The sequence below is a fragment of the Shigella sp. SIG6 genome (genome assembly GCF_053555815.1).
The window spans coordinates 1-20308 of record NZ_JBQZXC010000063.1; the positions used below are offsets into that span (position 1 = coordinate 1).

Annotated in this window: 19 protein-coding genes and 1 tRNA gene; 12 read left to right on the forward strand and 8 right to left on the reverse strand. The window is 51.1% G+C overall.

The window, feature by feature from the left end:
• Window positions 1-105: 105 nt before the first annotated feature.
• Window positions 106-258 carry a type I toxin-antitoxin system toxin HokA gene (gene hokA / locus ACUU1M_RS11865; protein WP_001135734.1) on the forward strand — a complete coding sequence of 51 codons (153 nt, stop codon included), beginning with the start codon at window positions 106-108 and terminating at the stop codon, window positions 256-258.
• On the opposite strand, the gene ysaE is transcribed toward hokA, so the two are convergent.
• The 3 genes from ysaE to ACUU1M_RS11880 form a co-directional block, all read right to left on the reverse strand.
• A complete protein-coding gene (gene ysaE, locus ACUU1M_RS11870; RefSeq protein WP_214282303.1) occupies window positions 235-306 on the reverse strand; it encodes a protein YsaE in 72 nt (23 codons plus the stop codon). The genes hokA and ysaE overlap by 24 nt on opposite strands.
• 138 nt (window positions 307-444) lie before the next feature.
• Window positions 445-657 carry a transcription antiterminator/RNA stability regulator CspE gene (gene cspE / locus ACUU1M_RS11875; protein WP_000014594.1) on the reverse strand — a complete coding sequence of 71 codons (213 nt, stop codon included), beginning with the start codon at window positions 655-657 and terminating at the stop codon, window positions 445-447.
• A 280-nt stretch (window positions 658-937) separates the two neighbouring features.
• Window positions 938-1228, reverse strand: coding sequence for an HTH-type transcriptional regulator (locus ACUU1M_RS11880; protein ID WP_005077766.1), 291 nt, complete (start codon window positions 1226-1228; stop codon window positions 938-940).
• 433 nt (window positions 1229-1661) lie between these two features.
• Between ACUU1M_RS11880 and ACUU1M_RS11885 the strand changes: the two genes are divergently transcribed.
• Entirely contained in the window at window positions 1662-2372 is a 711-nt protein-coding gene (locus tag ACUU1M_RS11885) for a DUF3053 domain-containing protein (RefSeq protein WP_000190516.1), read from the forward strand.
• Between the two features lie 49 nt (window positions 2373-2421).
• Here ACUU1M_RS11885 and ghrB read toward each other — a convergent pair whose 3' ends face one another.
• Both ghrB and ACUU1M_RS11895 read right to left on the reverse strand, forming a co-directional pair.
• Window positions 2422-3396, reverse strand: a complete 975-nt coding sequence (gene ghrB, locus ACUU1M_RS11890) for a glyoxylate/hydroxypyruvate reductase GhrB (protein WP_000804997.1) — start codon at window positions 3394-3396, stop codon at window positions 2422-2424.
• Window positions 3397-3499: 103 nt separating this feature from the next.
• Window positions 3500-4159, reverse strand: coding sequence for an OmpA family lipoprotein (locus tag ACUU1M_RS11895; protein WP_000747619.1), 660 nt, complete (start codon window positions 4157-4159; stop codon window positions 3500-3502).
• Window positions 4160-4311: 152 nt separating this feature from the next.
• Between ACUU1M_RS11895 and bisC the strand changes: the two genes are divergently transcribed.
• The gene (gene bisC, locus ACUU1M_RS11900; protein ID WP_024260018.1) at window positions 4312-6645 is read left to right on the forward strand and encodes a biotin sulfoxide reductase; all 2334 of its coding nucleotides are present in this window, start codon (window positions 4312-4314) and stop codon (window positions 6643-6645) included.
• Here bisC and ACUU1M_RS11905 read toward each other — a convergent pair.
• The gene (locus tag ACUU1M_RS11905) at window positions 6614-7054 is read right to left on the reverse strand and encodes an N-acetyltransferase (RefSeq protein ID WP_000617480.1); all 441 of its coding nucleotides are present in this window, start codon (window positions 7052-7054) and stop codon (window positions 6614-6616) included. The two genes, bisC and ACUU1M_RS11905, sit on opposite strands and share 32 nt — an antisense overlap.
• Window positions 7051-7614: a DNA-3-methyladenine glycosylase I gene (gene tag / locus ACUU1M_RS11910; protein ID WP_000438956.1), complete on the reverse strand. Its 564-nt coding sequence runs from the start codon at window positions 7612-7614 to the stop codon at window positions 7051-7053. The genes ACUU1M_RS11905 and tag overlap by 4 nt, the downstream gene beginning before the upstream one ends.
• 194 nt (window positions 7615-7808) lie before the next feature.
• Between tag and ACUU1M_RS11915 the strand changes: the two genes are divergently transcribed.
• The 9 genes from ACUU1M_RS11915 (at window position 7809) to dppF (ending at window position 18652) form a co-directional block, all read left to right on the forward strand.
• The gene (locus tag ACUU1M_RS11915; protein ID WP_094185497.1) at window positions 7809-8468 is read left to right on the forward strand and encodes an autotransporter outer membrane beta-barrel domain-containing protein; all 660 of its coding nucleotides are present in this window, start codon (window positions 7809-7811) and stop codon (window positions 8466-8468) included.
• A 207-nt stretch (window positions 8469-8675) separates the two neighbouring features.
• Entirely contained in the window at window positions 8676-9884 is a 1209-nt protein-coding gene (locus ACUU1M_RS11920; protein WP_000188236.1) for an L-lactate MFS transporter, read from the forward strand.
• A gap of 323 nt (window positions 9885-10207) precedes the next feature.
• Window positions 10208-11899, forward strand: a complete 1692-nt coding sequence (eptB, locus tag ACUU1M_RS11925; protein WP_001269241.1) for a kdo(2)-lipid A phosphoethanolamine 7''-transferase — start codon at window positions 10208-10210, stop codon at window positions 11897-11899.
• A gap of 91 nt (window positions 11900-11990) precedes the next feature.
• Window positions 11991-12067, forward strand: a tRNA-Pro gene (locus tag ACUU1M_RS11930).
• Window positions 12068-12810: 743 nt separating this feature from the next.
• Entirely contained in the window at window positions 12811-14418 is a 1608-nt protein-coding gene (gene dppA, locus ACUU1M_RS11935; protein ID WP_001222888.1) for a dipeptide ABC transporter substrate-binding protein DppA, read from the forward strand.
• A 307-nt stretch (window positions 14419-14725) separates the two neighbouring features.
• On the forward strand, window positions 14726-15745 hold the full coding sequence (dppB, locus tag ACUU1M_RS11940; protein WP_000938867.1) for a dipeptide ABC transporter permease DppB: 1020 nt from the start codon (window positions 14726-14728) through the stop codon (window positions 15743-15745).
• Between the two features lie 9 nt (window positions 15746-15754).
• Window positions 15755-16657, forward strand: coding sequence for a dipeptide ABC transporter permease DppC (dppC, locus tag ACUU1M_RS11945; protein ID WP_000084666.1), 903 nt, complete (start codon window positions 15755-15757; stop codon window positions 16655-16657).
• 10 nt (window positions 16658-16667) lie between these two features.
• Window positions 16668-17651, forward strand: a complete 984-nt coding sequence (gene dppD / locus ACUU1M_RS11950; protein ID WP_152028883.1) for a dipeptide ABC transporter ATP-binding protein — start codon at window positions 16668-16670, stop codon at window positions 17649-17651.
• Entirely contained in the window at window positions 17648-18652 is a 1005-nt protein-coding gene (gene dppF, locus ACUU1M_RS11955; protein WP_152028882.1) for a dipeptide ABC transporter ATP-binding subunit DppF, read from the forward strand. The genes dppD and dppF overlap by 4 nt, the downstream gene beginning before the upstream one ends.
• A gap of 29 nt (window positions 18653-18681) precedes the next feature.
• On the opposite strand, the gene ACUU1M_RS11960 is transcribed toward dppF, so the two are convergent.
• Window positions 18682-19953, reverse strand: coding sequence for an aromatic amino acid transport family protein (locus ACUU1M_RS11960; RefSeq protein ID WP_005072070.1), 1272 nt, complete (start codon window positions 19951-19953; stop codon window positions 18682-18684).
• Between the last annotated feature and the right edge of the window lie 355 nt (window positions 19954-20308).

A 20308-nucleotide genomic window follows, 5' to 3' on the forward strand; every position in this document is an offset into this window, starting at 1 on the left:
TTAACTGTCCAACTTTTTGGGGTCAGTACAAAGTGAGGCTACCCTATGCCTGAACACCATAAGGTTAGCCTCTTACTCGTTGGAAATCAACACAGGGGGCTGGGAATGCCGCAGAAATATAGATTACTTTCTTTAATAGTGATTTGTTTCACGCTTTTATTTTTCACCTGGATGATAAGAGATTCACTGTGTGAATTGCATATTAAACAGGAGAGTTATGAGCTGGCGGCGTTTTTAGCCTACAAATTGAAAGAGTAAGAGTCTTCGGCGGGAAATTATTCCCGCCTTACTTACGGCGTTGCGCATTCTCATTGCACCCACATTTATTCTTCACAAAAATAATAATAGATTTTATTACGCGATCGATTATTTATTTCCTGAAAAAAAATAAAAAAATCCCCGCCAAATGGCAGGGATCTTAGATTCTGTGCTTTTAAGCAGAGATTACAGGCTGGTTACGTTACCAGCTGCCGGGCCTTTAGCGCCGCTTTCGATGGTGAAGGACACTTTCTGACCTTCGTCCAGAGATTTGTAACCATCGTTCTGGATAGCAGAGAAGTGTACGAACACATCTTTAGAGCCATCGTCAGGAGTGATGAAGCCGAAGCCTTTGTCAGCGTTGAACCATTTTACGATACCAGTCATTTTACCGGACATAGTGTATTACCTTTAATAATTAAGTGTGCCTTTCGGCGATATGGCGTGCTTTACAGATTTTGAAGCGTTAAAGGAATGTGCACTACGAGGGGTATCAACGATAACTCTTGAAGGGACTTGCCTTACTACACTGCTTTAATGGTCTGTACGTCAAACCGTTGATGTGCATTAAGCCACTCATTGGCGGGTGATGCAACAATTATTTTTCATATTTATGATTAATCGGTTGGAAAACGGTCCTGTCATCAGGACCGTAAACAGCAATAAAGTGGATAAAAGTCTATTTCATCAACTGCTTACTTAATGCCGGGTTGGCTTGAATCAAACGCATCAATTTTAGTTCGGCACTTGAAGGCTTCACGCGTCTGGATTCCCATTCCTTTACCATGGCGACTGATACGCCCAAAACCCGGGCGAAATCATCGATTTTTAATCCTGTCCCTTTTCGTAACTGCTCAATTTCGGTACAGGACGTTGTTCTGTGCGTCAGGGTAATTTTCTGCGTTTCATCTTTAAAAACAATCTGTTCCAGGCTGCTCAACAGCTCATGCATTGGATCTTTATATTCCATTGAAAACTCCTCAAATCACACTGCGGGATCGTGAATTGCATCGAAGCTCATTAAGAATAGTCGGGAAAAGCAGACACAGCGGAGTGAAGTCAGGGCATGCTCTGGCTATGATTCGATTCAGCCTGTCATTTAGCGTGACTTATAGCCACCTAACGATCTGATAAATGCCGATATATCTCTTATCACTCCTGTTTTGTAAAGATTTCGCAAATCTAACCTTCTGCGAAGGCGTAAATCTCTGGCTACAAAAAAGGCAACGGCACTATCATTTTTTAACAATGAAACAACAAATTAACCTTGTTTCATTTTCTCCATGATTTTACCAGGAAGATTACGTAGAAAGGGTATCCTGCAAGCCTGTCCTAGACTATCCTTGTCACGTCAGACACGCGTGTGTCGTTGTGCGCTTTTTTTGGGTGAAAGGAGTAAGAAAATGGCGACAGGAAAGTCCTGCTCTCGCTGGTTTGCGCCTCTTGCGGCGTTATTAATGGTAGTTAGCCTGAGTGGGTGTTTTGATAAAGAAGGCGATCAGCGTAAAGCGTTTATCGACTTCCTGCAGAATACAGTGATGCGTAGCGGTGAACGTCTACCAACCCTGACTGCCGATCAGAAAAAACAGTTTGGTCCTTTTGTCTCTGATTACGCGATTCTGTATGGTTATTCTCAGCAGGTGAATCAGGCGATGGATTCCGGTCTGCGCCCGGTCGTAGACAGCGTTAACGCAATTCGCGTACCGCAGGATTACGTTACGCAAAGCGGTCCGCTGCGTGAAATGAATGGTTCGCTGGGTGTGCTGGCGCAACAACTGCAAAATGCGAAGTTGCAGGCCGATGCTGCGCACTCTGCGCTAAAACAGAGCGATGACCTGAAACCGGTATTTGATCAGGCATTCACCAAAGTGGTAACGACGCCAGCTGATGCATTGCAACCGTTGATTCCGGCGGCACAAACTTTCACGCAACAACTGGTGATGGTTGGAGACTACATTGCTCAGCAAGGTACTCAGGTGAGCTTTGTCGCAAATGGCATCCAGTTCCCGACTTCACAGCAGGCAAGTGAATATAACAAACTGATTGCGCCATTACCGGCACAACATCAGGCGTTTAATCAGGCCTGGACTACAGCAGTTACTGCAACCCAATAAAGAGTAAAAGCCCGAGCGATTATCGGGCTTTACTTCACGCAGTCGCGGCTTAGTCCGCGACGTGAGGATTCACACAGTTCTTCTCAACCTTTCCTTGTAACGCATCAATCAAATTATCCACGGCACAGGCGGCCATGCCATAACGCGTCTCATGGGTGGCAGATCCAATATGCGGTACTGCGACGACGTTGGCCATTGAGAGCAACGGCGAATCTACGGACAGTGGCTCTTGTTCGAAGACATCCAGCCCGGCGGCGTGAATTTCGCCTTTCTGCAATGCTGCGATCAGTGCATTTTCGTCAACCACCGGGCCACGTCCGGCATTAATGAAAATGGCGGAGGATTTCATTTTGGCGAATTGTTCTGCGCCAAACAGATGATGCGTCTCATCAGTTAACGGCAGGATCAGGCAAACGAAATCTGACTCTTGTAACAGAGTATCCAAATCGCAGTAGCGGGCGTTGAAGCGTTCTTCTGCTTCTTTATGGTGGCGGCGCGCGTTATAGAGGATGGGCATGTTGAAGCCAAAGTGCGCACGTTGTGCCAGCGCCATGCCGATCCGTCCCATCCCGACAATGCCCAGTGTTTTATGGTGAACGTCAGTGCCGTACCAGTCCGGGCCTATGCTCGCGGTCCATTCGCCTGCTTTTACCCGTTCTGCTACCTCCACAACCCGACGAGCGGTAGACAACACCAGCGCCATCAGCGTATCGGCGACGGTTTCTGTTAATACGGTTGGCGTGTGCATCAGCAGAATTTTTCGGGCGGTAAGCACATCGACATCAAAATTGTCATAGCCGACGGAGATCGTTGATGTGGCACGCAGTTTCGGCATTTTTTCCAGCAATGCGGCATCTACATTCTCGTTTGAACCCAGTAAACCTTCAGCTTCTGCAAAAATTGCTGCATTTTGAACGACGGTTTGTGGGCTGAGGTTTGCCACCTGGTGAACTGTGAAATGCGCTTGCAGGCGTTGCAGTAAATCATCAGGTAAGGCTTTGTAGAGGATAACGGACGGCTTCATGCTTCTCTCCATTCACTGATAAGGCGATCACCTTAGCCTGAAATATGATGAAGGAAAACTGAAGAATGCCAGGTGATTTCTGCATCACCTGGCATGAAAGGGATTACAGCGGGCTTAAGGTAATTTCTACACGGCGGTTTTGCGCCTTACCTTCTGCGGTGCTGTTGCTGGCGATTGGGTTAGCCGGGCCAAGGCCCTGAGTACGGATGCGGCTGGCGTCCACGCCCTGGGTGATCAACGCGCTGGCAACGGAATCCGCACGCTGCTGGGAGAGACGCATGTTCAGGTCGTGCCCCCCCGTGCTGTCGGTATAACCAATCACGTTAACCGCCGTTTTCGGATACTCTTTCAGCACCATTGCCACGCCGGTCAGGGTGTTAGCGCCTGCCGGTTTCAGGGGCGCGCTGCTGCTGTCGAAGGTCACATTGTTCGGCATATTGAGGATAATGTTATCCCCGCTGCGGGTTACGCTAACACCAGTGCCGCGCATTTTGTCACGCAGCTTCGCTTCCTGCACATCCATGTAATAACCCACGCCGCCGCCCAGAGCTGCGCCTGCTGCTGCGCCAATCAGCGCGCCTTTACCGCGATCTTTCTTCGAAGAAGAGAGCGCACCAATACCCGCGCCCACGAGAGAGCCCAGACCTGCGCCGATAGCAGATTTGCCTGCTTCGCGTTCGCCGGTGTAAGGGTTAGTTGTGCAGCCAGATACCGCCAGAGCGCCACTCACTACGGCGGCAATAAGATAAACACGTTTCTTCATTGTTAATCCTTAATAACCTTTTTATTCTTTGCCACGGGTTCCGTGGCGGGAGATTATGCCGCGTGAACATGAAGATTATTCCTGGGAATACTCGGAAATTTGTAAGTAATATTTAACTGCTCAATACATCTAACCTTTCAGGAGTCTTCGGTTTGGACAACTCATCCTCACGATATTCCGTTCTGACTGCCGCCCACTGGGGGCCCATGCTGGTTGAAACCGACGGCGAAACCGTGTTTAGCTCGCGTGGCGCGTTAGCCACAGGAATGGAAAACTCCTTGCAGAGCGCGGTTCGCGACCAGGTTCACAGCAATACGCGGGTACGATTTCCAATGGTGCGCAAAGGCTTTCTCGCGTCACCGGAAAACCCGCAAGGCATTCGTGGGCAGGATGAATTTGTTCGCGTGAGTTGGGATGAGGCGCTGGATCTTATTCACCAACAACATAAACGCATTCGTGAGGCTTATGGTCCGGCATCGATTTTTGCTGGTTCCTACGGCTGGCGTTCAAACGGCGTGCTGCATAAGGCCTCGACATTATTACAACGCTATATGGCGCTGGCAGGCGGTTATACCGGGCATCTGGGGGATTATTCGACCGGTGCGGCACAGGCGATCATGCCGTATGTCGTAGGTGGCAGCGAAGTTTATCAACAGCAAACCAGTTGGCCGCTGGTGCTGGAACATAGCGATGTCGTGGTGTTGTGGAGTGCTAACCCACTCAATACGCTGAAAATTGCGTGGAATGCATCCGATGAGCAGGGGCTTTCTTACTTTTCCGCACTGCGTGACAGTGGGAAAAAGCTGATCTGCATTGATCCAATGCGATCGGAAACCGTCGATTTCTTTGGCGATAAAATGGAGTGGGTGGCACCGCACATGGGCACCGATGTTGCGCTGATGCTGGGGATCGCCCATACGCTGGTGGAAAATGGTTGGCACGACGAAGCGTTTCTGGCGCGTTGCACCACAGGTTATGCCGTCTTCGCCTCTTATTTGCTGGGCGAGAGTGACGGAATAGCGAAAAACGCCGAATGGGCGGCAGAGATTTGTGGTGTTGGCGCAGCGAAAATCCGCGAGCTGGCGGCTATTTTCCACCAAAATACCACCATGCTGATGGCAGGCTGGGGAATGCAGCGCCAACAGTTTGGTGAGCAAAAACACTGGATGATCGTCACGCTGGCAGCAATGTTGGGGCAAATCGGCACACCCGGCGGCGGTTTTGGTCTTTCTTACCATTTTGCCAATGGTGGTAACCCCACGCGGCGTTCTGCGGTGCTCTCTTCCATGCAGGGCAGCTTGCCGGGTGGCTGCGATGCGGTGGATAAAATCCCTGTTGCCCGCATTGTTGAAGCACTGGAAAACCCTGGTGGCGCATATCAACACAACGGTATGAACCGACATTTCCCGGATATTCGTTTTATCTGGTGGGCGGGCGGTGCCAACTTTACTCATCATCAGGATACCAATCGTCTGATCCGTGCCTGGCAAAAACCGGAGCTGGTGGTGATCTCTGAATGCTTCTGGACGGCGGCGGCGAAACACGCGGATATCGTTCTGCCTGCGACTACCTCTTTTGAGCGTAATGATCTCACCATGACCGGTGATTACAGTAATCAGCATCTGGTGCCGATGAAGCAAGTGGTGCCGCCACGCTATGAAGCGCGTAATGATTTTGATGTTTTTGCCGAGTTGAGTGAACGTTGGGAGAAGGGCGGCTATGCGCGGTTTACGGAAGGAAAAAGTCAGCTGCAATGGCTGGAAACGTTTTATAACGTTGCCCGGCAGCGCGGGGCAAGCCAGCAGGTTGAATTGCCGCCATTTGCTGAGTTCTGGCAAGCCAACCAGTTAATTGAGATGCCGGAAAACCCGGACAGCGAGCGGTTTATTCGCTTCGCTGATTTTTGCCGCGATCCGCTGGCGCATCCGTTAAAAACCGCCAGCGGCAAGATTGAAATCTTCTCACAGCGTATTGCCGATTACGGTTACCCGGATTGCCCTGGGCATCCAATGTGGCTGGAGCCGGACGAATGGCAGGGCAATGCCGAACCAGAACAGTTGCAGGTACTTTCTGCCCATCCGGCGCACCGCCTGCACAGCCAGCTGAATTACAGTTCTCTGCGCGAATTGTACGCGGTAGCAAACCGTGAGCCTGTCACCATTCATCCTGACGATGCTCAGGCGCGCGGCATAACCGAAGGGGATATGGTGCGGGTGTGGAACTCCCGTGGGCAGATCCTTGCCGGAGCGGTCATTAGCGAGGGAATTAAACCTGGCGTGATTTGCATTCACGAAGGGGCATGGCCGGATCTGGATTTAACCGCTGACGGTATTTGTAAAAACGGCGCAGTGAACGTGCTGACCAAAGATCTCCCCAGCTCGCGGCTGGGGAATGGCTGTGCGGGTAATACGGCGCTGGCATGGCTGGAAAAATACAACGGTCCGGAACTGACACTTACAGCGTTTGAACCACCGGCCAGCTCATAATCCAGGTGGGTAGTTGGGTTTCATCCTGCCATGCGCAATCGACAATGTGAAAACCCTGCGCACGGTAAAAATCTATCGCCGGTTGATTTTTTTGATAAACCTCCAGCATCAGATAGGGATAGCGCTGCTGCACATACTGCATCAGCGCCTTACCAATACCGCGTCTGACGGCCTTCGGTGCGACAAACATTGCTGCCAGAAATCGGCCTTCCATAATGCTGACAAAACCGAGAAGCTTACCGTCCTCTTCCCAGACCCAGTTTTGCGCGTTGGCAAGATAGGCATCCCGCACCAGCGGAATGCAGTCACGCCAGTAATTCGCTTTTATAAAGGGATGCCCCCAGGTTGTACTTTCCAGCCACAGTTCGAGGATCGCGGGGAGTTCTGAACGTTGCGCTTCCCGAATCATGGTTTATTTCCCGGATAGCAACAGCAGCCAACCACATGATCATTCACCAGCCCACATGCCTGCATAAAGGAGTAACAGATTGTGGTGCCGACAAACTTAAAACCACGTTTTTTCAGTGCCTTAGATAGGGCGTCGGAGGCGGACGTAGATGTGGGAATTTCGCTCAACGTTGTGGCTTGTGTCACCTGTGGCTGATGATTTACAAACGACCAGACAAAGTCGGGAAACGGTTCGCCGTTCTGTTCCATTTGCAGGTACGCCCGCGCATTACCAATAATTGCCTGAATTTTCCCTCGATGGCGGATAATCCCGGCGTCCTGTACCAGTCTTTCGACATCCTCTTCCTGCATTGCTGCGACCTTCACCGGATCGAACTGATGAAAGCAGGCGCGATAGTTTTCGCGTTTTTTGAGGACGGTGATCCACGATAACCCAGCCTGCTGCCCTTCAAGGCAGATCATTTCGAACAGTTTTTTACTGTCAGTTTCAGGCACGCCCCACTCATTATCATGGTAGGCAATATAAAGCGGGTCCTGACTCACCCAGCCGCAACGTTCCATACTTTCCCTCGCTATGTACCCGATCGTAAAAATTTCAGCCGCTTTTCTTGACGCATCGGTGAAAAAGTCAATATTTAATACAGGGCTACTATGCCCGATATCCTTCATACAATGACAACAATATTGCCGAATTCGGCTCTTCCCTGGAGTCGTGTTAATGATCATAAAAAAGCGGTGGTCGCTGGCAGCTAAGCCTGCTGGCGAGCGTGGTAATCAGTGCCTTTTTTCTCAACACAGCTTACGCCTGGCAACAAGAATATATCGTTGATACGCAACCCGGACATTCCACAGAGCGTTACACCTGGGATAGTGATCATCAACCTGATTACAACGATATTTTGTCGCAACGTATTCAAAGTAGCCAAAGGGCGCTGGGACTGGAAGTCAATCTGGCGGAAGAAACTCCTGTGGATGTGACCAGCAGTATGAGTATGGGCTGGAATTTTCCTTTATATGAACAGGTTACAACCGGCCCGGTCGCGGCATTACATTACGATGGCACAACCACCTCGATGTATAACGAGTTTGGCGACAGTACTACCACGCTGACCGATCCGTTATGGCATGCCAGCGTGAGTAGCTTAGGCTGGCGTGTTGACTCCCGGCTTGGCGATCTCCGACCCTGGGCGCAAATCAGCTATAACCAGCAATTTGGCGAGAATATCTGGAAGGCGCAATCAGGCCTGAGCCGGATGACGGCGACAAACCAGAACGGCAACTGGCTGGATGTCACCGTAGGCGCTGATATGTTGCTCAATCAAAATATTGCCGCCTATGCTGCGCTAACTCAGGCAGAAAATACCACTAATAATAGCGACTATCTGTATACGATGGGGGTTAGCGCCAGATTTTAACGTAACAGTCACAATTGAAACCATTGAATAACAACAGTTGTGGCGATAGTGGGTGCTAACTTACCAAATAATAAATTTGGTGAATAATTGTCGCGTCATTCATTCCTGAACTAAGGCATTTCATTCCGTTTTTCCCCAGGCATAAAATGCACTTCGTTATGGTTGTCGGCAGAGATTTTTCCTTTTTATTACTGCAGGAATACTGCCATGACACCTTTAAATTATCAGCGTACCCGCTGGCTGACACTCATCGGTACTATCATTACCCAGTTTGCGCTGGGGTCGGTTTATACCTGGAGCCTGTTTAATGGCGCGCTTTCTGCCAAGCTGGATGCGCCGGTAAGCCAGGTCGCTTTCTCTTTCGGCTTGTTAAGTCTGGAGCTGGCAATTTCGTCTTCTGTTGCGGGCAAATTGCAGGAACGTTTTGGCGTTAAACGCGTTACCGTGGCTTCCGGCATTTTGCTGGGATTAGGCTTCTTCCTGACCGCGCATTCCAACAACCTGATGATGCTGTGGTTAAGCGCCGGTGTGCTGGTCGGTCTGGCGGATGGCGCGGGTTACCTGCTGACGCTCTCTAACTGCGTGAAGTGGTTCCCGGAGCGTAAAGGTCTGATCTCCGCGTTCGCTATCGGTTCTTATGGTCTGGGTAGCCTGGGTTTCAAATTTATCGACACGCAGCTGCTCGAAACGGTGGGTCTGGAAAAAACCTTTGTGATTTGGGGAGCGATTGCGCTGGTGATGATTGTTTTCGGCGCAACGTTAATGAAAGACGCACCAAAACAGGAAGTGAAAACCAGCAATGGTGTGGTGGAGAAAGATTACACGCTGGCAGAGTCGATGCGTAAACCGCAGTACTGGATGTTAGCGGTAATGTTCCTGACTGCCTGCATGAGCGGCCTGTACGTGATTGGGGTAGCGAAAGATATCGCCCAAAGTCTGGCACACCTTGATGTGGTTTCCGCAGCCAATGCAGTAACGGTTATTTCCATCGCTAACCTTTCAGGTCGTCTGGTGCTGGGCATTCTGTCTGACAAAATTGCCCGTATCCGTGTTATCACCATTGGTCAGGTGATTTCGCTGGTGGGTATGGCGGCCCTGCTGTTTGCACCATTAAATGCAGTGACGTTCTTTGCAGCGATTGCCTGCGTGGCATTTAACTTTGGCGGCACTATTACCGTCTTTCCATCACTGGTCAGTGAGTTCTTCGGCCTCAATAACCTGGCGAAAAACTACGGTGTGATTTACCTCGGTTTCGGTATCGGTAGCATTTTTGGTTCGATTATCGCCTCACTGTTTGGCGGTTTCTATGTGACCTTCTACGTGATTTTCGCCCTGCTGATTCTGTCATTGGCGCTTTCTACGACGATTCGTCAGCCAGAGCAGAAAATGTTGCGTGAGGCGCATGGCTCCCTTTAATGCTCAGCCGCGAGCTACTGGGCTTCAGCTTCCGTGTGCATCAAACGCATCAACGAAATGTATAAACAATGACTCGTAAAATTTGGGCCAGTTAACTGGCCCTTTTTACTGCTTTTTGTAACGCTAAAGTCTCTTTTCAAACTTGCATTTTTGTAAATTTGTGCTTCATGCACACTCTTTCCCCACACTTTTTCGCTTTGCTGTGGTCTACTTATTCGCGCGTGTAGATTTTACTTATCTGACTACCTCCGCACTTTTCCCCTGCCGGGCCTGAAAAGCCGCTAAGCAGGGTGTTATCACCTGTTTGTCCAGGGTTTGTTTGCATGAGATACATCAAATCGATTACACAGCAGAAGCTGAGCTTTTTGCTTGCAATCTATATTGGCCTTTTTATGAATGGCGCGGTTTTTTATCGCCGCTTCGGCAGCTATGCGCACGATTTTACCGTCTGGAAAGGCGTTTCTGCTGTTGTTGAACTGGCCGCCACCGTACTGGTGACCTTCTTTTTACTACGTCTTCTATCGCTGTTTGGCCGCCGCAGCTGGCGTATTCTGGCGTCGCTGGTGGTGCTCTTTTCCGCAGGTGCCAGCTATTACATGACCTTCCTTAATGTGGTCATTGGTTATGGCATCATCGCTTCCGTCATGACCACCGATATCGACCTGTCAAAAGAAGTTGTTGGTCTGAACTTTATTCTCTGGTTAATCGCCGTTAGTGCATTGCCTCTTATCCTTATCTGGAATAACCGCTGTCGCTACACCTTGCTCCGACAACTGCGAACCCCAAGGCAGCGTATTCGCAGCCTGGTGGTCGTCGTACTGGCGGGTATTATGGTTTGGGCACCGATTCGTTTGCTGGATATCCAGCAGAAGAAAGTGGAGAGGGCGACCGGCGTTGATTTGCCGAGTTATGGCGGTGTCGTAGCGAACTCTTATCTGCCATCAAACTGGCTTTCTGCGTTGGGGCTGTATGCCTGGGCGCGGGTCGATGAATCTTCCGATAATAATTCATTGCTTAATCCGGCGAAGAAGTTTACATACCAGGCTCCACAAAACGTTGATGATACTTATGTCGTGTTTATCATCGGTGAAACCACGCGTTGGGACCATATGGGTATTTTCGGCTATGAGCGTAATACCACGCCGAAACTGGCCCAGGAGAAAAATCTGGCGGCGTTCCGTGGTTACTCCTGTGATACCGCAACCAAACTCTCACTGCGTTGCATGTTTGTACGTCAGGGGGGCACGGAAGATAATCCGCAGCGCACATTAAAAGAACAGAACATTTTCGCGGTTCTGAAGCAGTTAGGATTCAGTTCTGACCTCTACGCTATGCAGAGCGAAATGTGGTTCTACAGCAACACGATGGCAGACAACATTGCTTATCGTGAGCAGATTGGTGCGGAGCCACGTAATCGTGGCAAGCCGGTAGATGATATGTTGCTGGTAGACGAAATGCAGCAATCGCTAGGGCGCAACCCGGATGGTAAGCATCTGATCATTCTGCATACCAAAGGTTCGCATTTTAACTACACCCAGCGTTATCCGCGTAGCTTCGCGCAGTGGAAGCCGGAATGTATTGGTGTTGATAGCGGCTGTACCAAAGCGCAGATGATCAACTCCTATGACAACTCGGTGACCTATGTGGATCACTTTATCTCCAGCGTGATTGATCAGGTTCGCGATAAGAAAGCGATTGTGTTCTACGCAGCTGACCACGGTGAGTCAATTAATGAACGCGAGCACCTGCACGGCACGCCGCGTGAACTGGCACCGCCGGAGCAGTTCCGCGTACCGATGATGGTCTGGATGTCAGATAAATATCTGGAAAATCCGGCCAATGCGCAGGCGTTTGCGCAGCTGAAAAAAGAAGCCGACATGAAAGTGCCACGCCGTCACGTAGAGCTGTACGACACCATCATGGGTTGTCTTGGCTATACTTCACCGGATGGTGGAATTAACGAAAACAACAACTGGTGTCACATCCCGCAGACAAAAGTGGCAGCGGCTAACTAAGCGGCCTGCTGACTTTCTCGCCGATCAAAAGGCATTTTGCTATTAAGGGATTGACGAGGGCGTATCTGCGCAGTAAGATGCGCCCCGCATTCGGTGATTGGCGCAGCCTGGTAGCGCACTTCGTTCGGGACGAAGGGGTCGGAGGTTCGAATCCTCTATCACCGACCAAATTCGAAAAGCCTGCTCAACGAGCAGGTTTTTTTGCATTTGTAGCTCATGAGGATGAGAACCTCCGGGGGCAGGGAGGCTCGACTCGACGTAGGCCTGATAAGACGCGCCAGCGTCGCATCAGGCAACGGCACCGCACTTATTGTCGGATGCGGCGCGACCGCCTTATTCGACCAACACACCACACATTTTCCTGCCAACTTTGCGCCCCATATCTCACTATCCATTAACGGATTTGTGACAGAAACCATTGTCTTTTTTTATATTTGCTTAAATCTTTTTTGCGTTACTTATGGCTGGCGCTGGCATTTTCCGCTGTGCGTTTTAGCGTTCATGGTATTAATCGCTCAGATATCCACCTTTTCCTCAGATTTTTTTCATTAAATGCATAAAACTTAATCACCAAATGTTGCTAAATATTAAGCTGATTGTTCTGGTTATGTTGGAGTAGCACAAATTTCTCTGCTGCAAATAGCTGTTTGAAGTTTTTTTAATCTTTGTTTGTGGATTCTCACCGTTGGTGTAAATCCCGGTTGGCTGTATTGACGTTTTCACATTCTGTTGACAGATTGTAGGTCACGAGGGGCATTTTATGGAGGATCCGCACTGTTACACTGATGTTAATTAGTACGGCATCCCCACCTCATAACGTTGACCCGACCGGGCAAAAAACAAAAAAGGTCAGGCAGCGACAACCCACTGCAAAGGGTTAAAACAACAAACATCACAATTGGAGCAGAATAATGCGTATTTCCTTGAAAAAGTCAGGGATGCTGAAGCTTGGTCTCAGCCTGGTGGCTATGACCGTCGCAGCAAGTGTTCAGGCTAAAACTCTGGTTTATTGCTCAGAAGGATCTCCGGAAGGGTTTAACCCGCAGCTGTTTACCTCCGGCACCACCTATGACGCCTCTTCCGTCCCGCTTTATAACCGCCTGGTTGAATTTAAAATCGGCACCACCGAAGTGATCCCGGGCCTCGCTGAAAAGTGGGAAGTCAGCGAAGACGGTAAAACCTATACCTTCCATCTGCGTAAAGGTGTGAAGTGGCACGACAATAAAGAATTCAAACCGACGCGCGAAATGAACGCCGATGACGTGGTGTTCTCGTTCGATCGTCAGAAAAACGCGCAAAACCCGTACCATAAAGTTTCTGGCGGCAGCTACGAATACTTCGAAGGTATGGGCTTGCCGGAGCTGATCAGCGAAGTGAAAAAGGTGGACGATAACACCGTTCAGTTTGTGCTGACTCGACCGGAAGCGCCGTTCCTCGCTGACCTGGCAATGGACTTCGCCTCTATTCTGTCAAAAGAATATGCTGACGCGATGATGAAAGCCGGTACACCGGAAAAACTGGACCTCAACCCAATCGGAACCGGTCCGTTCCAGTTACAGCAGTACCAAAAAGATTCCCGTATCCGCTACAAAGCGTTTGATGGCTACTGGGGCACCAAACCGCAGATCGATACGCTGGTCTTCTCTATTACCCCTGATGCTTCCGTGCGTTACGCGAAATTGCAGAAGAATGAATGCCAGGTGATGCCGTACCCGAACCCGGCAGACATCGCTCGCATGAAGCAGGATAAATCCATCAACCTGATGGAAATGCCGGGGCTGAACGTCGGCTACCTCTCGTATAACGTGCAGAAAAAACCGCTGGATGACGTGAAAGTTCGCCAGGCACTGACCTACGCGGTGAACAAAGACGCGATCATCAAAGCGGTTTATCAGGGCGCGGGTGTATCAGCGAAAAACCTGATCCCGCCAACCATGTGGGGCTATAACGACGACGTTCAGGATTACACCTACGATCCTGAAAAAGCGAAAGCCTTGCTGAAAGAAGCGGGTCTGGAAAAAGGTTTCTCCATCGACCTGTGGGCGATGCCGGTACAACGTCCGTATAACCCGAACGCTCGCCGCATGGCGGAGATGATTCAGGCAGACTGGGCGAAAGTGGGCGTGCAGGCCAAAATCGTCACCTACGAATGGGGTGAGTACCTCAAGCGTGCGAAAGATGGCGAACATCAGACGGTAATGATGGGCTGGACTGGCGATAACGGGGACCCGGATAACTTCTTCGCCACCCTGTTCAGCTGCGCCGCCTCTGAACAAGGTTCTAACTACTCAAAATGGTGCTACAAACCGTTTGAAGATCTGATTCAACCGGCGCGTGCTACCGACGACCATAACAAACGCGTTGAACTGTACAAGCAAGCGCAGGTGGTGATGCACGATCAGGCTCCGGCACTGATCATCGCTCACTCCACCGTGTTTGAACCGGTACGCAAAGAAGTCAAAGGCTATGTGGTTGATCCATTAGGCAAACATCACTTCGAAAACGTCTCTATCGAATAATTAAAAGCCATACAAGACTGATGGCAAAGGCAAAACTGCCTGATGTGCTCCGCTTATCAGGCCTACGAAAATTCTGCAATGTATTGAATTTGCACGATTTTGTAGGCCGGATAAGGCGTTAACGCCGCATCCGGCATAAACAAAGCGCACTTTGTCAACAATCTGTATACCCGGTGGCGCTGTGCCTCTGCGTGCAGCGCCATCCGGCAGCAATACTTCATTCTCTGTCCGACAAGGGCGGGAATTGATTTGTGAGCAATACAGACACGCAGTTCCAGGCTGCGGGTCACTATAGAGAATCCGGGTTATGTTGCAGTTTATTCTCCGACGTTTGGGACTCGTCATCCCCACGTTTATCGGTATTACCCTTCTCACATTTGCCTTTGTCCACATGATCCCGGGCGATCCGGTGATGATCATGGCAGGCGAACGTGGGATCTCCCCTGAGCGTCACGTGCAGCTGCTGGCTGAACTCGGCTTAGATAAACCGATGTGGCAGCAGTATCTCCATTACATTTGGGGCGTAATGCACGGCGATCTAGGCATTTCAATGAAAAGCCGAATTCCAGTATGGGAAGAGTTCGTGCCGCGCTTTCAGGCCACGCTGGAACTTGGCGTCTGCGCGATGATTTTTGCTACGGCAGTCGGTATTCCGGTTGGTGTGCTGGCTGCGGTTAAACGCGGTTCCATTTTCGATCACACTGCAGTTGGCCTGGCGCTGACCGGCTACTCGATGCCGATCTTCTGGTGGGGCATGATGCTGATCATGCTGGTTTCGGTGCACTGGAACCTGACGCCCGTCTCCGGTCGCGTGAGCGATATGGTGTTCCTCGATGACTCCAATCCGTTAACCGGTTTTATGCTAATCGACACCGCCATCTGGGGTGAAGACGGCAACTTTATCGATGCCGTCGCCCATATGATCTTGCCCGCCATTGTGCTGGGTACTATTCCGCTGGCGGTCATTGTGCGTATGACACGCTCCTCGATGCTGGAAGTGCTGGGCGAGGATTACATCCGCACCGCGCGCGCCAAAGGGCTAACCCGCATGCGGGTGATTATCGTCCATGCGCTGCGTAACGCGATGCTGCCGGTAGTGACCGTTATCGGCCTCCAGGTGGGAACATTGCTGGCGGGGGCGATTCTGACCGAAACCATCTTCTCGTGGCCCGGTCTGGGGCGCTGGTTGATTGACGCATTGCAACGCCGCGACTATCCGGTAGTGCAGGGCGGCGTATTGCTGGTGGCGACGATGATTATCCTCGTCAACTTGCTGGTCGATCTGCTGTACGGCGTGGTGAACCCGCGTATTCGTCATAAGAAGTAAGGGGACATCATGTCACAGGTTACTGAAAATAAAGTGATTAGCGCACCGGTGCCGATGACCCCGTTACAGGAGTTCTGGCACTATTTTAAACGCAACAAAGGCGCGGTCGTCGGGCTGGTTTACGTCGCCATCGTGCTGTTCATCGCGATCTTTGCCAACTGGATTGCGCCTTATAACCCGGCGGATCAGTTCCGCGATGCGCTGCTCGCCCCGCCAGCCTGGCAGGAAGGCGGCAGTATGGCACACTTGCTGGGCACCGATGACGTCGGTCGTGATGTGCTGTCGCGGCTGATGTACGGCGCGCGTTTATCGCTGCTGGTTGGCTGTCTGGTGGTGGTGTTGTCGCTGATTATGGGCGTTATTCTCGGCCTGATCGCCGGTTACTTCGGCGGCCTAGTTGATAACATTATCATGCGCGTGGTCGATATCATGCTGGCGCTGCCAAGTCTGCTGTTGGCACTGGTGCTGGTGGCGATTTTCGGCCCGTCGATTGGTAACGCCGCGCTGGCGCTGACCTTCGTTGCCTTGCCGCACTATGTGCGCTTAACCCGCGCCGCCGTGCTGGTGGAGGTGAATCGCGATTACGTCACCGCCTCTCGCGTGGCAGGTGCCGGGGCGATGCGCCAGATGTTTATTAACATCTTCCCGAACTGCCTTGCGCCGCTGATTGTTCAGGCGTCGCTCGGTTTCTCTAACGCCATTCTCGATATGGCTGCTCTTGGTTTCCTCGGCATGGGGGCACAGCCGCCAACGCCTGAGTGGGGCACCATGCTCTCCGACGTGTTGCAGTTCGCGCAAAGCGCCTGGTGGGTCGTGACCTTCCCTGGTCTGGCGATCCTGTTGACGGTGCTGGCATTTAACCTGATGGGTGACGGTCTGCGTGACGCGCTCGATCCCAAACTGAAGCAGTAAGAGGTTCGAGATGGCGTTATTAAATGTAGATAAATTATCGGTGCATTTCGGCGACGAAAGCGCACCGTTCCGCGCCGTAGACCGCATCAGCTACAGCGTAAAACAGGGCGAAGTGGTCGGGATTGTGGGTGAGTCCGGCTCCGGTAAGTCGGTCAGTTCACTGGCGATTATGGGGCTGATTGATTATCCGGGCCGCGTAATGGCAGAAAAACTGGAGTTTAACGGCCAGGATTTGCAGCGTATCTCAGAAAAAGAGCGCCGCAACCTGGTGGGTGCCGAAGTGGCGATGATCTTCCAGGACCCGATGACCAGCCTTAACCCGTGCTACACCGTGGGTTTCCAGATTATGGAAGCGATTAAAGTGCATCAGGGCGGCAACAAAAGTACCCGCCGTCAGCGGGCGATTGACCTGCTGAATCAGGTCGGTATTCCCGATCCGGCTTCGCGTCTGGATGTTTACCCGCATCAGCTTTCCGGCGGCATGAACCAGCGCGTGATGATCGCCATGGCGATTGCCTGTCGGCCAAAACTGCTGATTGCCGATGAACCGACCACCGCGCTGGACGTGACCATTCAGGCGCAAATCATCGAACTACTGCTGGAGCTACAGCAGAAAGAGAACATGGCGCTGGTGTTAATTACCCATGACCTGGCGCTGGTGGCGGAAGCTGCGCATAAAATCATTGTGATGTATGCAGGTCAGGTAGTAGAAACGGGCGATGCACACGCCATCTTCCATGCGCCGCGTCACCCGTATACTCAGGCATTGCTGCGTGCGCTGCCAGAATTTGCTCAGGACAAAGAACGTCTGGCGTCGTTGCCAGGTGTTGTTCCCGGCAAGTATGACCGCCCGAACGGCTGCCTGCTTAACCCGCGCTGCCCCTATGCCACTGACAGATGTCGCGCTGAAGAACCGGCGCTGAATATGCTCGCTGATGGGCGTCAGTCCAAATGCCATTACCCACTTGATGATGCCGGGAGGCCCACACTATGAGTACGCAAGAGGCCACCTCGCAACAACCGCTGTTGCAGGCTATCGACCTGAAAAAACATTATCCGGTGAAGAAAGGCATGTTCGTGCCGGAACGTCTGGTGAAGGCGCTGGACGGCGTTTCGTTTAACCTTGAACGTGGCAAAACGCTGGCAGTAGTGGGCGAATCTGGCTGCGGTAAATCGACCCTCGGTCGGTTGCTGACGATGATCGAAATGCCCACCGGCGGCGAGCTGTATTATCAGGGGCAGGATCTGCTCAAGCACGATCCGCAGGCGCAGAAGCTGCGTCGGCAGAAAATCCAGATCGTCTTCCAGAATCCCTACGGTTCGCTGAATCCGCGTAAGAAAGTTGGGCAAATTCTCGAAGAGCCGCTGCTTATTAACACCAGCTTAAGCAAAGAACAGCGTCGGGAAAAAGCCCTGTCGATGATGGCAAAAGTCGGCCTGAAAACCGAGCACTATGACCGCTATCCGCACATGTTTTCCGGCGGACAACGTCAGCGTATCGCTATTGCCCGTGGTCTGATGCTCGACCCGGATGTGGTGATTGCCGATGAGCCGGTTTCTGCGCTGGACGTCTCAGTGCGTGCGCAGGTGCTGAATCTGATGATGGATTTGCAGCAGGAGTTGGGGCTTTCTTATGTCTTTATCTCCCACGACCTGTCGGTTGTGGAGCACATTGCTGATGAAGTGATGGTGATGTACCTAGGCCGCTGCGTGGAGAAAGGAACGAAGGACCAAATCTTCAATAACCCGCGCCATCCGTACACCCAGGCGCTGCTCTCCGCGACGCCACGCCTGAACCCGGACGATCGTCGTGAACGCATCAAACTCACCGGTGAACTGCCAAGCCCGCTGAATCCTCCGCCGGGTTGCGCCTTCAACGCCCGCTGTCGTCGGCGCTTCGGCCCCTGCACCCAGTTGCAGCCGCAGCTAAAAGACTACGGAGGTCAACTGGTAGCTTGTTTTGCTGTTGATCAGGATGAAAATCCGCAGCGTTAACTCACAAAACCGGGGCCATGCGCTCCGGTTTACTCAATCAGCTTCAACAGTGGCGACAAGCATAGCAAAATGCCGTAAAGCAGAATCAGCCAGGCTTTAAATCCGCGAAGTTTTTCCAGTTGTGCGACTTTATAGATCAGGAAAAACGGAATGAGGCACGACACAATGCCATATAACGGGCTTCCCAACTGAAAGAACACCAGCACTGATACACGAAACGAAACCCAAATCGTCAACGTAATGACGATAAAAGCGCAGATCGCCAGAGTCAGCATGCGTGAGTTAATTTTCTTGGTATCAATAATTCGGCTTAACAGATTGAGAATAATGCCTTTAATAGCCTCGTGGAAACCGAGATAAATGCCAAAGAATGCGGTCAGTACGGCAAAGATATTCAGCACCGTAGAGGTGATATGAATGATATGTCCAGGGATCACCTGCGCGGCCAGTGCCAGTGCCGAGATATTTTGTTCAAAGGCAGAAACGGCTTCTTCGTGGCTAATTGAGAAGGTAAACGAAAAGGCAAAAAACAGGATCACCGCGATGAGCGTGATATAACTAATTCGGTGGGTACGCAGCGCGAGCCGGGTTGCCAGTACTTTATCTGCTTCCCGTTTACGATAGGCAATATTCATTGGGTTAAGTACCTGAATAAATACCGCAGAAAAGAAGCAAAATGGAATGGTAAGCAGGACATCGCGGAAAAAGACGGAGGCTTGCGGGAAGGCGGTTATATTGGCGAAATTCCAGTGCGGGATCATCGCAAAACCGAACACGACAATAATCCCTACTTTGACCACCACCATTGGCCCAGAAATCTTAAACAGTAATCGTTCACCACCAGACGCAATCGCTATCAGTACGGCGAAAATAGCGACTTTATAAAGTAGAGATTGTGAAAGATCGGCATCGGTTAAACCGAAGGTTTTCAGGTACGAGGCGCTGTCGAAAACCACGGAGAGAGAGTAGATAAAAATCCCGTGGATAATCATCAAAAAGTAGATAACCCCGAGGAAAATTCCCCAGTTCTTCCCCAGGTAATGACTGATAATATCGGTGTAGTCATTACAGGAATCGCTTTCAGAAAGGGTTTTTAAATAAATGTCCTGCACTACCCAGGTGGCAGGATAAGCAATGATCGCTGCGGTAATAAATACCCAAATTCCCTTCAAGCCAATTTGTACTGGCATCAGCACGGTTCCGGCACCAATCGCCATGCCTATGCATAATAAAACCCAGCCGAAGTCGTAGCGTGTAAACGGCAATTTCTGATTGTGTTTCGATAGTGTGTTGTGCTGCATAAAGTCCTGTCCAGAAAGAAGTCGGCCTCGCAAAAATGAATAAACCCAGTTTCTCTTGCGCAACAGGTGGAGAAGTCGAATACGCAGTATGTAAAAAATGAGGCAACAGATTCACTGGGGAGGTCGCGAGGAGGCGCAATTCTACAAAATTGCGCATTTCACTACCAGTCTGGAGTCAGCCCGGATATGAACTGCAACTATTGCAAATAAAGAAATTAAGCCGGAAGGGTTCCGGTGAGGCGCAATGTTGCGGGGGCTTTATCCCTGGTGGCATTGGTTGCTGGAGAGAGAAAACCCCCGCACGTTGCAGGTATGTACCTGACAACATAACGGGGGCTAATCTTGAACCTAGACC

What these genes read in the sequence shown, in the direction of transcription:
- ACUU1M_RS11920 (WP_000188236.1), top strand. Translation starts at nt 8,676, where the DNA reads ATGACACCTTTAAATTATCAGCGTACCCGCTGGCTGACACTCATCGGT.
- dppA (WP_001222888.1), top strand. Translation starts at nt 12,811, where the DNA reads ATGCGTATTTCCTTGAAAAAGTCAGGGATGCTGAAGCTTGGTCTCAGC.
- tag (WP_000438956.1), bottom strand. Translation starts at nt 7,614, where the DNA reads ATGGAACGTTGCGGCTGGGTGAGTCAGGACCCGCTTTATATTGCCTAC.
- dppB (WP_000938867.1), top strand. Translation starts at nt 14,726, where the DNA reads ATGTTGCAGTTTATTCTCCGACGTTTGGGACTCGTCATCCCCACGTTT.
- ACUU1M_RS11880 (WP_005077766.1), bottom strand. Translation starts at nt 1,228, where the DNA reads ATGGAATATAAAGATCCAATGCATGAGCTGTTGAGCAGCCTGGAACAG.
- ACUU1M_RS11960 (WP_005072070.1), bottom strand. Translation starts at nt 19,953, where the DNA reads ATGCAGCACAACACACTATCGAAACACAATCAGAAATTGCCGTTTACA.
- ACUU1M_RS11895 (WP_000747619.1), bottom strand. Translation starts at nt 4,159, where the DNA reads ATGAAGAAACGTGTTTATCTTATTGCCGCCGTAGTGAGTGGCGCTCTG.
- hokA (WP_001135734.1), top strand. Translation starts at nt 106, where the DNA reads ATGCCGCAGAAATATAGATTACTTTCTTTAATAGTGATTTGTTTCACG.
- cspE (WP_000014594.1), bottom strand. Translation starts at nt 657, where the DNA reads ATGTCCGGTAAAATGACTGGTATCGTAAAATGGTTCAACGCTGACAAA.
- ACUU1M_RS11885 (WP_000190516.1), top strand. Translation starts at nt 1,662, where the DNA reads ATGGCGACAGGAAAGTCCTGCTCTCGCTGGTTTGCGCCTCTTGCGGCG.
- dppC (WP_000084666.1), top strand. Translation starts at nt 15,755, where the DNA reads ATGTCACAGGTTACTGAAAATAAAGTGATTAGCGCACCGGTGCCGATG.
- ACUU1M_RS11905 (WP_000617480.1), bottom strand. Translation starts at nt 7,054, where the DNA reads ATGATTCGGGAAGCGCAACGTTCAGAACTCCCCGCGATCCTCGAACTG.
- eptB (WP_001269241.1), top strand. Translation starts at nt 10,208, where the DNA reads ATGAGATACATCAAATCGATTACACAGCAGAAGCTGAGCTTTTTGCTT.
- ghrB (WP_000804997.1), bottom strand. Translation starts at nt 3,396, where the DNA reads ATGAAGCCGTCCGTTATCCTCTACAAAGCCTTACCTGATGATTTACTG.
- dppD (WP_152028883.1), top strand. Translation starts at nt 16,668, where the DNA reads ATGGCGTTATTAAATGTAGATAAATTATCGGTGCATTTCGGCGACGAA.
- dppF (WP_152028882.1), top strand. Translation starts at nt 17,648, where the DNA reads ATGAGTACGCAAGAGGCCACCTCGCAACAACCGCTGTTGCAGGCTATC.